Annotated in this window: 15 protein-coding genes; 7 read left to right on the plus strand and 8 right to left on the minus strand. The window is 52.2% G+C overall.

Translation table 11 applies throughout. The features are described 5' to 3' along the window. Window position 1: 1 nt before the first annotated feature. A complete protein-coding gene (locus AC0YNW_RS23755; RefSeq protein ID WP_387479684.1) occupies window positions 2–484 on the minus strand; it encodes an Lrp/AsnC family transcriptional regulator in 483 nt (160 codons plus the stop codon). A gap of 255 nt (window positions 485–739) precedes the next feature. Between AC0YNW_RS23755 and ggt the strand changes: the two genes are divergently transcribed. Further along, the gene (gene ggt, locus AC0YNW_RS23760; protein ID WP_475834039.1) at window positions 740–2,320 is read left to right on the plus strand and encodes a gamma-glutamyltransferase; all 1,581 of its coding nucleotides are present in this window, start codon (window positions 740–742) and stop codon (window positions 2,318–2,320) included. Between the two features lie 305 nt (window positions 2,321–2,625). On the opposite strand, the gene AC0YNW_RS23765 is transcribed toward ggt, so the two are convergent. From AC0YNW_RS23765 to AC0YNW_RS23785, 5 genes are all read right to left on the minus strand, one after another. Beyond that, a complete protein-coding gene (locus tag AC0YNW_RS23765) occupies window positions 2,626–3,417 on the minus strand; it encodes an ABC transporter permease subunit (RefSeq protein WP_387479686.1) in 792 nt (263 codons plus the stop codon). A gap of 15 nt (window positions 3,418–3,432) precedes the next feature. Further along, window positions 3,433–4,230, minus strand: a complete 798-nt coding sequence (locus AC0YNW_RS23770; RefSeq protein ID WP_475834040.1) for an ABC transporter permease subunit — start codon at window positions 4,228–4,230, stop codon at window positions 3,433–3,435. 4 nt (window positions 4,231–4,234) lie between these two features. After that, on the minus strand, window positions 4,235–5,119 hold the full coding sequence (locus tag AC0YNW_RS23775) for an ABC transporter ATP-binding protein (RefSeq protein ID WP_475834041.1): 885 nt from the start codon (window positions 5,117–5,119) through the stop codon (window positions 4,235–4,237). A gap of 40 nt (window positions 5,120–5,159) precedes the next feature. After that, complete coding sequence (locus AC0YNW_RS23780; RefSeq protein WP_475834042.1) at window positions 5,160–5,780, minus strand: TetR/AcrR family transcriptional regulator; 621 nt, start codon at window positions 5,778–5,780, stop codon at window positions 5,160–5,162. Window positions 5,781–5,915: 135 nt separating this feature from the next. Further along, window positions 5,916–6,329, minus strand: coding sequence for an Lrp/AsnC family transcriptional regulator (locus tag AC0YNW_RS23785; protein ID WP_475834043.1), 414 nt, complete (start codon window positions 6,327–6,329; stop codon window positions 5,916–5,918). Window positions 6,330–6,635: 306 nt separating this feature from the next. On the opposite strand from AC0YNW_RS23785, the gene AC0YNW_RS23790 reads away from it, so the two are divergent. Together AC0YNW_RS23790 and AC0YNW_RS23795 are read left to right on the plus strand one after the other, a co-directional pair. Further along, window positions 6,636–7,205 carry an MBL fold metallo-hydrolase gene (locus tag AC0YNW_RS23790; RefSeq protein ID WP_475834127.1) on the plus strand — a complete coding sequence of 190 codons (570 nt, stop codon included), beginning with the start codon at window positions 6,636–6,638 and terminating at the stop codon, window positions 7,203–7,205. A 70-nt stretch (window positions 7,206–7,275) separates the two neighbouring features. Next, window positions 7,276–7,734: a hypothetical protein gene (locus AC0YNW_RS23795; RefSeq protein ID WP_475834044.1), complete on the plus strand. Its 459-nt coding sequence runs from the start codon at window positions 7,276–7,278 to the stop codon at window positions 7,732–7,734. Between the two features lie 3 nt (window positions 7,735–7,737). On the opposite strand, the gene AC0YNW_RS23800 is transcribed toward AC0YNW_RS23795, so the two are convergent. Beyond that, window positions 7,738–9,087 (minus strand): ABC transporter permease, encoded by a 1,350-nt coding sequence (locus AC0YNW_RS23800; RefSeq protein ID WP_475834045.1) that lies wholly within the window; start codon window positions 9,085–9,087, stop codon window positions 7,738–7,740. After that, window positions 9,084–9,824 (minus strand): ABC transporter ATP-binding protein, encoded by a 741-nt coding sequence (locus AC0YNW_RS23805; RefSeq protein ID WP_475834046.1) that lies wholly within the window; start codon window positions 9,822–9,824, stop codon window positions 9,084–9,086. The genes AC0YNW_RS23800 and AC0YNW_RS23805 overlap by 4 nt, the downstream gene beginning before the upstream one ends. Window positions 9,825–10,075: 251 nt before the next feature. On the opposite strand from AC0YNW_RS23805, the gene AC0YNW_RS23810 reads away from it, so the two are divergent. The 4 genes from AC0YNW_RS23810 to AC0YNW_RS23825 all read left to right on the plus strand — a co-directional run bounded on the left by AC0YNW_RS23810 (window position 10,076) and on the right by AC0YNW_RS23825 (window position 14,114). After that, window positions 10,076–11,137, plus strand: a complete 1,062-nt coding sequence (locus AC0YNW_RS23810) for a glycosyltransferase family 2 protein (protein ID WP_475834047.1) — start codon at window positions 10,076–10,078, stop codon at window positions 11,135–11,137. A gap of 45 nt (window positions 11,138–11,182) precedes the next feature. Next, window positions 11,183–12,244, plus strand: a complete 1,062-nt coding sequence (locus AC0YNW_RS23815) for a glycosyltransferase family 2 protein (RefSeq protein WP_475834048.1) — start codon at window positions 11,183–11,185, stop codon at window positions 12,242–12,244. Window positions 12,245–12,323: 79 nt separating this feature from the next. Then, window positions 12,324–13,271, plus strand: a complete 948-nt coding sequence (locus tag AC0YNW_RS23820) for a helix-turn-helix transcriptional regulator (RefSeq protein ID WP_475834049.1) — start codon at window positions 12,324–12,326, stop codon at window positions 13,269–13,271. Window positions 13,272–13,337: 66 nt separating this feature from the next. Beyond that, a complete protein-coding gene (locus tag AC0YNW_RS23825; protein WP_475834050.1) occupies window positions 13,338–14,114 on the plus strand; it encodes a zinc ribbon domain-containing protein in 777 nt (258 codons plus the stop codon). Window positions 14,115–14,139: the final 25 nt, after the last annotated feature.

Consider the following 14,139-nt stretch of genomic DNA (forward strand, 5'->3'; position numbering starts at 1 on the left):
GCTACAACCTCATTCCCATGCGGCTCTTGTAGCGGTTAATGAGCAACTGGCAGTCTACACCCGTAATGCCCGGCAACACATACAGCTTCTCCCGCATGAAATATTCCATCTCCGCATTATTGCGGAACAAGCCGTGCATATGAAGCTTGCTTGGGCCTGTCATATGGTACAGACTGGTGACGTACGGTTCCTCCGCTAGCTGATCGGCCACGTCATGCAGATGCTTCGGCTCCACTTCAACATTGAAAAACGCCGATACGCCAATGCCGATTTTCTCAGGATTAATTACAGCGGTGAATCGCTCGATTACGCCCGCATCCATCAAGGCGCTTACTCTCGCCTGTACGGCCACTCTGGACAATCCAATTTCCTTGGCAAGATCCGTATAGGATATTCGTCCGTTGCGATTCAGCTCTTTTATAATTTTGCGGTCAATCTCATCAATCTCTACGGCTTCCGTGCCCTGCTCCCTTTTTTCGCTCAAGTTCTGTCACTCCCATCTATTCAACCTTACGCCCCAGTTAATCATTGAACATTACGTTAGCATTTATATAATTTCACTTACGATATGTATTACTATAATGACGATTACATTCATTTTCAACCCATTTCAGGATTTTTTCTTACTTAATCATTGCACAGCAGCAGAGATGATGGTATTTTTAGATCTAGTTATGACGTAGGAAATCTATCGTATGTTCTTAAAATCATCATGGGAAACGGTTGAGGAGTGATCTGCATGAAGCAGCCGGCTTTCGGCAGCGAGACGATGGTTGTCAGTCCGCATTATTTGGCAAGCGCTGCGGGAGCCCGCATCCTGGAGCAAGGCGGCAATGCTTTTGATGCGGCAGTCGCGGTAAGCGCCTGTCTGGCGGTTGTGTACCCCCATATGACCAGTATCGGGGGCGACGCATTCTGGCTCACCTATCATCAGGATGATGGAGCTGTGCGCGGCTACAATGCCAGCGGCCGTGCCGGTTATGAGGCTACGCCCGATCGATATGCAGGTCTTGCCGCCATTCCCAGAAGGGGTGTCGGCAGCGCCGTGACGGTACCGGGCATGGTAGACGGCTGGCATGCTGTACACAGCCGCTATGGCAGGCTTGCTTGGGAAGAGGTTCTGGCGCCCGCAATCCGCTATGCCGAGCACGGCTTCCCCATGACGCAAGATCAATTTGCCAATACAGCGCAGTATGCGCATGTACTCGCGGCAACGCCGGAGACTGCCGCGATCTATCTGCCTGGAGGGTCGCCGTTGCAACCCAATGAACGGTTTCGTCAGCTCGCCATGGCTCGTACATTAAAGCGTATTGCCGAGCATGGACGAGACGAGTTCTACAAAGGAGAGACCGCGACGGAAATTTCCTCGTTCCTGGCAAGGCATGGCGGCATGTTAACTGCCGATGATCTGGCCGATCATCAAGGGGATTGGGTCGAACCGATCCAGGGCTCCTACCGGGGACATACCCTCTATCAGATGCCGCCCAATTCACAAGGCTTTACCGGTATTATGGCGCTGCAAATGCTGGAGAACTTCGACTTTTCGGCCATTGAACACGGCTCCTATGAATATTATCAGCTCTGCGTCGAGGCCGTGAAGCTCAGCTTCCGGGACAGGGACGCTTATTTGACCGACCCGGCTTTCGCCGAAGTACCGCTGGAGCGGCTGCTCAGCAAGAGCTACGCCGCCTCATTATCGGCTTCGGTCCAATTGGACAGTGCGGCATCCATGGACACGTTGCCCACCGGCAGCGATACGGCTTACGCTGCCGTCGTTGATCGGGAGGGCAATGCGGTGTCCTTCATCCAAAGCCTGTACTTCGAGTTCGGTTCTGGTATAGTAGCGGGCGACACGGGCATTTTGTTGCAAAATCGGGGCTCCTTCTTCTCCCTCGATCCCGGTCACGTGAACAGGCTCCAGCCGGGCAAGCGAACCTTTCATACGCTCATGCCGGCAATGGCTTGCGTAGATGGCAAGCCCTCCATTCTGTACGGGACACAAGGCGGCGAAGGCCAGCCGCAGACGCAGACGGCCATCTTCACACGCATGGTGGATTATGACATGGACCCTCAGCAGGCCATTGCCGAGCCGCGCTGGGTATGGGGACGGACTTGGGGTGAGCTTACTCAGGAATTAAAGGTGGAGGCTCGCGTCTGCGAGGATGTCATGAGCAAGCTATCAAGCGCCGGACATATGGTTCGCAGAGCGGCTCCGTTCGACGGTATCATGGGCCATGCTTGCGCGATTCGCCGGGATGCGAACGGCTTCCTGCAAGGCGGAGTCGATCCGCGAAGCGACGGAGGAGCCTTTGGCTGGTAAGGATTCGGACAGAGACAGGTGGCTCGGCAAGTGGCAGATCGTTGGAATGCGTATCGACGAAAGGTAAGAGCCGAAAGATTCGAGCGAGCTCCGTCAGCCGCATGAACGAATAGCGCGACGATAGCACCCTGCTAGTCACGCCAATCGTGTCTGCTGCCAATCGGCCTCTCTTTCATCGCAGCCCGCCATCAGGATTTGCGACTGCCGGGATGGACTAGATTGGATGCGCAGCGACTTATCCGGCATAAGTAAAGGAGGCATTCCTTGATCGGAAAGCCTCCTTCTACATGTGGAAAGGTTTTGGTCTACCGCATATCTCTCCGGTTATAGCCAACAAACAAGATGACAAGCGCTATAGCCGTGATCCCTAGTGATAGCAACGTATAGCCGGCGCCTACTCCTTGATCGATTACCGCAGCTGCATTGGCGTATTGAAACGGCGACAGGACACGTAAGTAGTCGATATGGCCGCTGATCTCAATTGCCATGGACAGCAGGAAGGTCAATAGCATAACGGCGGCGGAATAGGCCACCGCCCGCTTCGGCTGCCGTCCCGCCCCGGCGATGGCCATGCCGACGGTCAGAAAGACCAATTGCACGAGCAGCATGCCCCCCATCAGCGATAGGACTGCCCCGGTGCTGGACTCCTCTCCCGCATAAGACCCGATCACCAGGATTGAGCCGATCAGCATGACCAGATTAAACACCAGAACTTGTGTCATAGCAGCCAGCAGCTTGCAGAGGAGCAAGCCCCCTCGCGACAACGGCTTCGCAAGCAGAAATTCTGCCGTCTTATCTCGCTCTTCCTTGGAGATGATTGCAGCTCCCAGCATCGAGGCATGGATTGCCGCCATGAGCAGCAGATATAGAAACAATACGCCGTAATAACCGATCGGCGTTCCGATATCAAGCTGGCCTACACCCATAATCGCCTGCAGCGCCTTCGGCATATCGGCCATCAGCTCATTCATTGCATCGCCGGATTCCTCCATGCCCGTGAACTTGCCCATGCCAGCGGCCAGCATGGCGATGATTCCCGCAATCCAGATCAGCAGCGACTTCATATGCGCTCTCATCTCTCTCCTGTACAGATTCATTGCACACGCCTCCCTTTATACCGCATGAACATCCCTTTTTCGATACCGAATATATCCGAAGAACGAGCAAGCAGTGATAATGACGAGCGAAGCCGCCACAAACCCCGTCTCATAGCTCCCATGCTGAATAATATAAGCCCGGTCAAAATACTGAAACGGCGTCACATAGCGCAGCTTCCCGTCCCCCGAAGAGGAGCCGATAAATGTCAGTACGAAGAAAGCAAACACCGTACCCAGCGAGACCGGCAATACGGTCTTCATCCGGGGCAGCAGCATCGCCGCTGCGATTCCCATCGCCAGAAAGATGAGCTGCAGCAGGAGCAGGCTGAGCGAGATTAGCGCAAACGCCCCATAATCATAAGGCTCCAATGCAACGGAGGCAGCGATAAGACTGGCCGCCACAAAATAAACCGCATTCGTCGCAAGCAGCAGCGTCAGCGCAGCCAGCGCCTTCGACGTGATGATCGCCCCCCGCGTAACGGGTTTGGCCAGCAGGAAGTCGGCTGTTTTCTCCCGGGTTTCTTTGGATAGAATGGAACTGCCCAAATGTATGGCCTGAATCGCACCGCACAGCGACACATATAGAAAAATGTAAGAATAATACTCCAGCAAGGATGCGATAGAATCGATCTGAATGCCGATCGCTTGCACCACGGACTCCGGCATGGAAGCCAGCACATCCATAAAGGCCTCCGCATCTGCGGAGAAAGCAGGATACATCACCATCATAAGCAAAACAAGCCCGGTCATTGAAGCCGTCCAGATCATCGTCGCATTGCGGTACGCTTTGAGCTCATAGAGATACATGTTCATTCTCTTACGCCTCCTTCGCGTAGTAATGCATGAAGATTTCCTCCAGATCCGGCTCCTCTACCCAAAGGTTCAGCAGGTCCAGCTCCGAAATTCTGCGCATCACGACATTAATATCGCCCTGGAACAAGAAGCTGGCTTCTCCGTTCTTGAAGTGCCATTCCGTCACGCCCTCTATTGCAAACGCGCCAGCCCGCAGTTCATCCCTCACTTGCAGCTTAAACTTCTTATAGGTGCGATCCTTCAGATCGCTCATCTTCTCCAGCGCAATGAGCCGCCCTTCCTTAATGATGGCGACACGGTCGCACAGCCGCTGCACCTCGCTCAAAATATGGGAAGAGAACAGAATGGTAGCCCCTTTCCGGTTCTCCTCCCCCAGCAAACCAAAAAATCGCTGCTGCATGAGTGGGTCCAACCCGCTTGTCGGTTCGTCCAAAATAATCAGCTTTGGCTCATGCAGCAGCCCCTGCACGATACCGACCTTCTTCTTGTTGCCCAGCGACAGATCGTCGATCCGCTTGCTCATATCCAGCTCCAGCAGCTCTGCCAGCTCCGTCATGCGCTTGCGGCAATCCTTCTTGTAGAAGCTCGCTGAATAATGAAGCAGGTCTCTCACCCGCATATTGTCGTAATAAAAAACCTCTGAGGGCAGGTACCCGATATGGCGCTTAATGTCCGGTCCGTGCTGCACACAATCTTTGCCGAATATCTTCGCGCTGCCGCTCGTGGGATAGATAAGGCCCAGCATGGTGCGGATTGTCGTCGATTTGCCCGCTCCATTGGGTCCGATAAACCCGAAAATTTCTCCTTCTTCCACTTGAAACGTCAAGTCGTGAATTCCGCGCGCTCCTCCGTATGTCTTCGTCAGGCGATTCAACTCGATGATCGGCATTCCCGATTCCTCCCGTTTTCATCCTGTTTATGACCATACGTTATTTGTAAAAGGTAGTTTTGAACATCTCCATGTACTGGTCGAACTCATCCATAATGCCATCCAGATCTAGCTCACCGCCCGTAAGCTTGCTGCGCTCTTTGTACTGCTCGCCTAATCCTTCGACCGTCCATAATATGACGTTGATCGCCCGCTCCGAGCTAACCCCGTCTTTGAACTTCGTCGTGTCGATGCCGGAGAAGATCTGTCCGTAATCGCTGGCGGACATGCTGTGGATCCGCTCCAGTACGTCCGGCCGCACCTCTTCGGCTTCCTCCAAGTACACGCTTTTCATATAATCCATCATACTCGGATACTTGCCGAATACCGACATCCTCAGCCTTGTCACCTGCTGCATCCGAATGAACAAATCCGTCTCCAGCAAATCCACCGTCTCCCGAAGCTCCCCGTTCACCACCTCAAGCGTATGGTCGCACAGAAAAAAGTATAGGTCCTTCTTGCTTTTAAAATAATGAAAAACAAGTCCCTTTGAGATGCCCGCTTCCTTCGCAATCTCATTGGTCGATGCGGCCGTATAGCCTTTCATTGCAAATTCCTTCAGCGCTGCGTTGATTACGCGATCACGCTTCTCTTCCTCTATGCTCAAAAACTTGCTAAACAATGGTATGCCTCCTATTCGCGAATAGAACACTGTCCTCTAGCGTTGCCGGCAAGCAGAGAGGACAGGAAACAACAGTATTGACCACACTGGTCAATACTATTATATTATTCGTTGACCACTGTGGTCAATAGCGTTTTATTTTAATTTCTCTAGTGAATTATTGACGCGATAATTTCCAAAGCTAAGCAATTCCTCCAAAAAGCCGGACAAGCCTGAGGGATTGCTGTACCGCACCTTCAGCCAGTAGCAACCTTCGCCAGTGACACGGTGGAGCTCCGTAATAGCAGGCTCGTTCAGCGCCCATTCGCGGAAGGCTGCGTGACTATTGGAGGTCAAAAATACGGTGACCATGGCTTCGAACGGCTTCTCCAGCTTGCTCTCATCCAGCTTGACCGTATAACCAAGCAGTACGCCCAGCTCCTCAAGGCGGGCAATCCGGTTCGCCACAGCCTGTCCGGTCATATGTACACGCTCGCCGATTTCCTTCATTTGCATGCGGGCGTTGCTTTGTAGACATGCCAATATGGCATAATCGGTTTTATCCAGCATATTGGTACCATTCCTTTCATGAATCAAGCAGATCGGTCGATATTGTTGATTGAGATTATGGGCCTTTTCGTTCAATCGCATTATAATCGGTTGCATACCAATTGAGAAAGGTGATTTCACTATGAATATACAATTGCTTCGACATGCCACTATGCATATAGAATGGAACGGGAAACGTTATTTGCTCGATCCGATGCTCAGTCCAGCTGGCACATTTGATGCTACGTTCAATACGACGCCGGTGCAGCGCAACCCGCTTGTGGCGCTGCCTGTTTCGCAGGAGCAAGGGCAGACGTCGATGCCGTCCTGGTTACGCACCGCCATCCCGATCACTGGGATGAAGCAGCTTCCGCTTTATTATCCCGTAAACTCCCTGTTCTTTGCCAATGGGAGGATGGGGAAGCCTTCGTGCATGAGGGGTTCGCCCAAGTGCATGGGCTCGCTGCCGGCGAGTCTTATGAGTTGCATGGCTTGCGCGTAAGCCGGACGGGCGGTCATCATGGCTACGGGGCTATCAGCCAAGCGATGGGCACGGTCTCGGGTTTCGTGCTGGATGACGGGATGCAGAAGCTGTACGTGGCAGGAGATACGGTATGGTGCGAGGAAATGGGTGCCGTGCTGGACCACTATGAGCCGTACGTGACCGTGCTGTTCGCAGGGGAAGCCAGATTTATCGGAAGCGGAGCGATCACGATGGGATTGAACGACATCATCCAGGTGCTTCGCCGAGCGCCATGGACGAAGGTCGTCATTGCCCACATGGAAGCCTGGAACCATTGCGGCCTGACGCGCAAGTCGCTCCAGCGGGATCTGGCGCTGGAGGGCTTCGCCGACCGTGTCTTCATCCCGGCAGACGGCGAGCTGCTGGCGCTGTAGCCTTGGCGCCAGCCAAGGCGGGCAGGCAAGCCGAGTTTCTCGGCTTAGAGCTCTCGCGCAGGCTCAATGCATGCAAGCCGAGTTTCTCGGCTTAGAGCTCTCGCGCAGGCTCGATGCAGGCTTGCAAGCCGAGTTTCTCGGCTTAGAGCTCTCGCGCGGGCTCGATGCAGGCACGCAAGCCGAGTTTCTCGGCTTAGAGCTCGCGCGCGGGCTCGATGCAGGCTTGCAAGCCGAGTTTCTCGGCTTAGAGCTCCCGCGCGGGCTCGATGCAGGCTTGCAAGCCGAGTTTCTCGGCTTAGAGCTCTCGCGCGGGCTCGATGCAGGCACGCAAGCCGAGTTTCTCGGCTTAGTGCTCGCGCGCGGGCTCGATGCAGGCTTGCAAGCCGAGTTTCTCGGCTTAGAGCTCCCGCGCGAGCCAGTATGCACCAGTTGCACAGCACTCAACAAAAAAGAGCTATCCGCTCAGTCATCACATGTGACTTGTCGGATAGCTCTTTCGCTTTATTTTGCTGCTTATACAGGTATCTAGGAATTACACATCTCTGCGCAGCGCTCGTAGCACGTCAATGCGTGTCGCTCTTAGCGCCGGGCGATAGCCGGACAGCATTGCCACGCCAAGCGCGATAGCGCAGGCAAGCGCAGTGAGATACGGCGGAATAACAGAGAACAGGAAGCCTTCCGGCACTTTTTCCTCCATGAAGGTCTGAATCAAGATCGGCAGACCCGCATTCACCGCCACCGATATGCCATAGGATACAATCGTCCCGATGACCGCACCCATGATGCCGATTAACGCGCTCTCCAGCAAAAAGATTTTGCGAATAACCGACGGATGCGCTCCGATCGCTTTCATAATTCCGATATCCTGCGCCCGCTCCGTCACTGCCATCGTCATCGTATTGAAGATGCCAATCGAAGCGATAATGACGGCAATCGTCCCGACGAAGATCAGACCGATTTTCATAATGAGGAACATCAGATTGACCTGCTTCAGCTCATCAGCAATGGAATGGTTGTAGTACCCTTTCTCGCGCAGCACCTCGGCAATACCTGTCACATCATTCGCATGACCGGCGATAACCTGAACCTGATTGTAACTTCTGTTCTCGCTTGGCACCGGTATGCTCTTCAGCAATTCCTCGATTTGCTCAGGGGTAGAACCCTCTTGCACATAAGGCAACTCGCCTCTTTGCGTACCCGTAATGGCCTCAACCTGCTCCAACAGATCAACACCGACGTATAAAGCCTGATCCATCTTCCACTCCTTGGTCGGCTCCGCCGACATGCCGACAACGACAGCTTCAACCGGTTTCTTCTTCAGCTCTCCGCCCTCATAATAACCGACATTCAGCACAATCGTCTTATTGAGCCACTCCGAAGCATCCAGATACTCGCTCGGCACGCCTTCCTCATCGTATTGCTGGCGAATGTTGTAGCCCAGAATCACTTCATTGTCCTTCTGCGGCATTCTGCCCGCGCTTAGGCCGAAGCCCGCACGCTCCTCCGCTTGAAAGTCCACCTGATAGGTGCGGTCGCCAGATATCGGCTGGCCGTCAATCGTAGGGTCCATCCATTGACCGATGAAATTGCGGTACGTGACGGCTTTCACATTAGGGATCGCCTGCAAATCCTTAATATCTGCATCGTACACATTCGTGTCTTCTTTGAATTTGCTTGGGTCCTTGGAGTATATATCGATCCCTGTCACAAGACGGTCGCCCACGATATTGTCTACGATGCTCTGCTGCAGGCCAAATCCTACCGAAGCCAGCACAATGAGGAACGCACAGCCCATCGCCGTGGCAAGCACGGTCATGAACAGCCTGGTTTTGTTTTTCTTCATATTTTGCCGGACAAACCGGAATTGATCCCCTAGCTTCATTCGTGCTCGCCTCCCAGTCCAATATGCTCCACGCTTGCCGCAGCCCGCTGATGCTCATCATGGCGGACAAGCTTTCCGTCTTGCAGCCGAATGGCCCGATGGGCGATAGAAGCAACCTGCTCGTCATGGGTAATGATGACGAACGTAATGCCCAGCTCATGATTGAGCTGCTGAATCATCATAAGCAGCGTCTTCTCATTTTCGCTGTCCAGGCTTCCCGACGGCTCGTCCGCAAGTACAATCGGCGGTTCCAGAATGAGTGATCTGGCTACCGATACCCTTTGTTGCTGGCCGCCGGAGAGCTCGCTCGGATAATGGCCCTCGAATTCCGCAATGCCGACTTGTTCCATCAATTTCATGACACGCCGCTTCCTCTCCGCGCCCGCGATTCCTTTCAGCACGAGCGGCAGCTCCACGTTCTCATAAGCGGTCATACTCCCGATCAGCTGAAAGCTTTGGAAAATAAAACCGTAATTCGCCAAGCGAAAATCTGCCCATTCGCCTTCATTCAGCTTCGTGACATCCTTGCTGCTTACCTTAATCTCTCCCGATGACGGCCGGATATAGCCGGACATTAAATTCAGAAGCGTCGACTTGCCCGATCCGCTCCGTCCTACAATCGCGACAATCTCGCCCTTCTCCACTTTTAGATTAATATCATGCAGGACAGGAACAATACGCTCCTTGCCTTTCTTGCCAATTATAAATTGATGACTGACATTCGCCAGCTCGATCATAGGCCAACTCCACCTTTCGATAACCTTGCCGTTCACTACACTTACTATAACAAGCAAAAGATAAGCGATCTTAAAGAAAACCTTAAAATATACTATAGAAACCAATAATAATGAATGATCCGCATCCGACTATTGAACTATTTACAATTAAACCTTTTAGTACCTTGACTAGAAAAATATTTCATTTTACACTATCGAAGACCTCCTGTAGTTTGGACTAGCATAGCAGGAGGCGGGAAAGGGATGAAGCCATGCACGATGAACCGCTAATCAGTGTCATCATACCTACTTATAACCGGGCAGAATTAATTACTTCCGCCATTCAATCCGTCATAGATCAAACTCACCAGAATTGGGAGATCATTGTGGTCAGCGACAAGTGCACCGACCATACTAGAGAAGTAGTGGAGTCCCTCAGCAAGGACGACTCCCGTATTCGATACATGGTCAACGATCGTACTAAAGGGGTAGGCGGCGCCAGAAATTGCGGGTTGCTTAACGCGAAGGGCTCTTTTGTCTCCTTCCTCGATTCGGATGACCAATGGTTTCCGTATCATTTGCAGGACAGCATTAACATGCTCCATAAATCCCATGCGGATATCTGCTTCGCCTTATGGGAAGAACGTCACGGAACGACCGTCTACCACAATTTCAACAACGAGCTGGAGCAACGACTGCTAGCCGAGATGAGGGAGCAGTACGAAACACAGGACGACGGCATCATTATTGAAAAAGGGCTGCTGGAGCGATTTATTAGCAATCCCCGGCACTTCTATTCCATCAACTCCATGGTTCTAAAAAGAGAGCTCCTCCAAACCTTCGGTTTGTTCAACGAACAATTCAGCATTGGCGAAGACACCTCGTTTATTATCAAATTTTTTGACCACTGCCGCATCGCGCTCATCACCAAACCTCACTTCATCTACAATCAATCTCCGGACAGCGTCTATTTGTTTTGCGACAGGCGTTTTCTTGACCCTGACACGCTACACCTGCAAAAAGAGATTTTCGAAAAAATTGAATTTGTCGGTTTGCAAACTATAAAAATGAGACTGGATATGCGAGCCCTGGTCAAACGCTCCCCTATGCTGACTAACAAAAAACATCTTCATCTGCACATCCGATATATGTTGGCCAGACAATATTACACGTTAAGCTACATCAATAAGCTGGATAAGCGGAAGGCGCTGCGTTACTGCTTCCTGTCTATGCGTTATAACGTCAATGCCTTCAACCTGCTGCTTCTGCTTCATATCTTGTTCGCCGGCAGCAGGAGCAGCGACTTTTTGAGAAGGCCACTAAACCTGTGGTAAGGATCAAACCAGGACTTAACTATATCCATATGGGAGGCGTTTGTATTGAACACGAATCCATTGGTCAGCGTCATTATGCCCGCTTATAATCGTGCCCGGACTCTGCCCGCTGCTATTGCTTCCGTACAGGGACAGAGCTATGGCAACTGGGAGCTTATCGTTGTGGATGATCGCAGTACGGATACGACCAAAGACGTGGTAGCTGAGCTGGCCGATCGTGACGACCGGATTCAGTATCTCATGAACGACAGAATCAAGGGAGTCGGCGGCGCTCGCAACTGCGGTATGCTGCATGCCAAAGGAGACCTTATCGCATTCCTCGACTCTGACGATGAGTGGCTCTCTTTTCACTTGGAGGAAACCTTGCGCATACTTCGGGAAACCCAGTCAGATGTGGGCTTCGCGCTATGGCTGGAGCGTCAAGGAGAAGTCCTGATCGATGTATTCGAAGAGCAGCATCAGCGAGCACGGCTGGAATCGATCAAGCGATCCTTCCAGCAGCACAGCGAAGATGTAGCTGTCATGCACACCGGCCTATTCGAGCGGTATGTGAAAGACACCTTGTGCATCTTCCACATCAATTCGATGGTGTTCAAACGGGAGAAGCTTCAGCCTGGCGGCATGTTTCTGGAGGATTTCCATATCGGGGAAGACACTGCCTTTATGATTAACTTCTTCGATCACTGCCGGATATCGCTGCATATGAAGCCCCATTCCATCTATAATCTGTCGCCTGACAGCCTATACTTCTTTATCGATCGAAGGAAAGTAGATCCCGACAGGCTGCATCTGGACAAAGCGGTGCTCCAGAAGCTCGAAACAGCGGGGCTTCAGGCGCTCGCCTTCAAGCAATATTTGCGGCGGAAGATTGAAGACTGTGATTGGCAAGACCGGAAGCGGCTGCTGGTGCTGTCCCGCTACACGCTGGCTCGTCAATATTACACACTGAGCTACATCCATCGCTTCGAGAAGCGCAAGGGGCTGCGCTACTGCCTGCAATCCATGAAGCATAATGTGAACCTGTTCAACCTGCTGCTCCTGTGCTGTATCCTTTTTTCCGTAAAGAAGAGCAACAATTTTTTGCGAAGACCCGTAGATTTGTGGTGAGATCCATACAGAAGTAGCGTCATAGCTGTCCTTTCGATTACAATGGAGCCTACATGCCACACTCGGAGGAACTGCCCTTATGAAGCTTGACCGACTCTTGTCCATTGTCATCCTGCTGCTTAATCGCCGTATGGTTCAGGCCAAGGAATTGGCCGACCGATTCGAGGTATCGGTAAGAACCATCTATCGCGACATTGAAGCGATTAATCAGTCCGGCATTCCCATCGTGACCTATCAGGGAACAAACGGCGGGATCGGACTTGCCGACGGCTATAAGCTGGATCGCAACGTCCTTACCAATGACGAACTGGCTTCGATCGTAACTGCGCTTCGCAGCATATCGACCACCTATGATCAACAATATAATCAGCTTCTCATGGAGAAGATGACGAGCATCGTTACCCCGGACAACGCCGAAGCCTTCCATAAGAAGACAACTCAAGTACTGATCGACTATTCTCCGTGGGACAAGAGAGGCCCTCTCGAACAGAAGCAAGCCATGCTGAAGGAAGCAATCGATCAATCATGTCTTGTGCAATTCCGCTATTCCAATGCGGAAGGCGAGCTGTCGCAGCGCACAGTCGAGCCTCATACGCTTATATGGAAGGGCAAGCACTGGTACCTGCAAGCCTATTGCCATGAACGAGAGCAATTCCGCATCTTCAAGCTGCTGCGTATCAAAGACCTTACGGCCCTGCCTAAGACTTTCATCCCCAGGAATATACCCGTAGAGGACGAACGGGTAGGGGAAGTATGGCATGATTCGGGAAAGAACATCACAGTTACGTTGCAATTCTATCCCCAAGCGGTGCATCTTGCTGAGGAATGGTTCGACATCGAGGAGTTGGAGCCGCTTGAAGACGGAGGTTGTATCGTCAGAACGACTTATCCCGAAAACGAATGGCTCTACGGGTTTCTCCTAAGTTTCGGGCCATCGGCGGAAGTGCTGCATCCACCCCATCTGCGGGAAATCCTTGAGGATCGTGCAGCGCGAATTTTTCAAATATATCGAAATAATAAAACCTAACCTGACAATGGGCTGTCAGGTTAGGTTCTTTATACTTAGGGCATATCCAAGAGGAGAGTGATTGCAATGAGTATGAATCAGGAACATCAGCAGCCCGTCTTTTGTCAAAGCTGCAGCATGCCAATGTTCGAACCAGAAATACGGGGCACGGAACAGAACGGCGAGAGATCAACGGATTATTGCCAATATTGCTACTCGGACGGAGCGTTCACACAACCGGAGTTATCCATGGAGGACATGATCGGCATTTGTGTGCCTCATATGGTGGAGGACGGTATGGAAGCTTCTGCAGCAGAAGCCATTCTGCAACAGCAGCTGCCCGGATTGAAGCGCTGGGCCCCGAATCGGGACAGACTTCAGCCGGCTCGAATCGAAGAGAGGGAGGCATTCACCATCGCCGGCATCGCCATCACAACGACCAATGCCGATGAGATAAGCGGCCAGGGGCGAATTGCCGAGCTCTGGAATCACTTCTCGAGCCCTGATGTTCAGACGAAATTAGCCGAAGTCCGTATGGATGGCGATGTCTATGCCTGTTATCATAACTACGAGAATGGAACGGCGGGCCGCTACGACTTGATAGCAGGAACGCGAGTGAATCCGTCAGACATCGACCCTGGCTTGAACCTAGGCACCGTTACGATCCCTGCGGCCAAATATGCCGTCTTCACTACGGAGACAGGTCCCCTCCATCATGTCTTGTACCGGGCATGGGAAGATATCTGGTATTGGTTCGCCCATTCGGAGGTTGAGCGGACCTTCAGCGGAGACTTCGAATATTACGGTGAACGTGCAGCCGACCCATCCTCTGCCCAAGTTGACATATATATCGCGATCAAATAAAACAATGGCTCAAGGAAACAACATC

It is taken from the genome of Paenibacillus sp. J31R120 (assembly GCF_056269225.1).

What these genes read in the sequence shown, in the direction of transcription:
- ggt (WP_475834039.1), top strand. Translation starts at nt 740, where the DNA reads ATGAAGCAGCCGGCTTTCGGCAGCGAGACGATGGTTGTCAGTCCGCAT.
- AC0YNW_RS23765 (WP_387479686.1), bottom strand. Translation starts at nt 3,417, where the DNA reads ATGAATCTGTACAGGAGAGAGATGAGAGCGCATATGAAGTCGCTGCTG.
- AC0YNW_RS23770 (WP_475834040.1), bottom strand. Translation starts at nt 4,230, where the DNA reads ATGAACATGTATCTCTATGAGCTCAAAGCGTACCGCAATGCGACGATG.
- AC0YNW_RS23775 (WP_475834041.1), bottom strand. Translation starts at nt 5,119, where the DNA reads ATGCCGATCATCGAGTTGAATCGCCTGACGAAGACATACGGAGGAGCG.
- AC0YNW_RS23785 (WP_475834043.1), bottom strand. Translation starts at nt 6,329, where the DNA reads ATGCTGGATAAAACCGATTATGCCATATTGGCATGTCTACAAAGCAAC.
- AC0YNW_RS23795 (WP_475834044.1), top strand. Translation starts at nt 7,276, where the DNA reads ATGCAAGCCGAGTTTCTCGGCTTAGAGCTCTCGCGCAGGCTCGATGCA.
- AC0YNW_RS23800 (WP_475834045.1), bottom strand. Translation starts at nt 9,087, where the DNA reads ATGAAGCTAGGGGATCAATTCCGGTTTGTCCGGCAAAATATGAAGAAA.
- AC0YNW_RS23805 (WP_475834046.1), bottom strand. Translation starts at nt 9,824, where the DNA reads ATGATCGAGCTGGCGAATGTCAGTCATCAATTTATAATTGGCAAGAAA.
- AC0YNW_RS23810 (WP_475834047.1), top strand. Translation starts at nt 10,076, where the DNA reads ATGCACGATGAACCGCTAATCAGTGTCATCATACCTACTTATAACCGG.
- AC0YNW_RS23820 (WP_475834049.1), top strand. Translation starts at nt 12,324, where the DNA reads ATGAAGCTTGACCGACTCTTGTCCATTGTCATCCTGCTGCTTAATCGC.
- AC0YNW_RS23825 (WP_475834050.1), top strand. Translation starts at nt 13,338, where the DNA reads ATGAGTATGAATCAGGAACATCAGCAGCCCGTCTTTTGTCAAAGCTGC.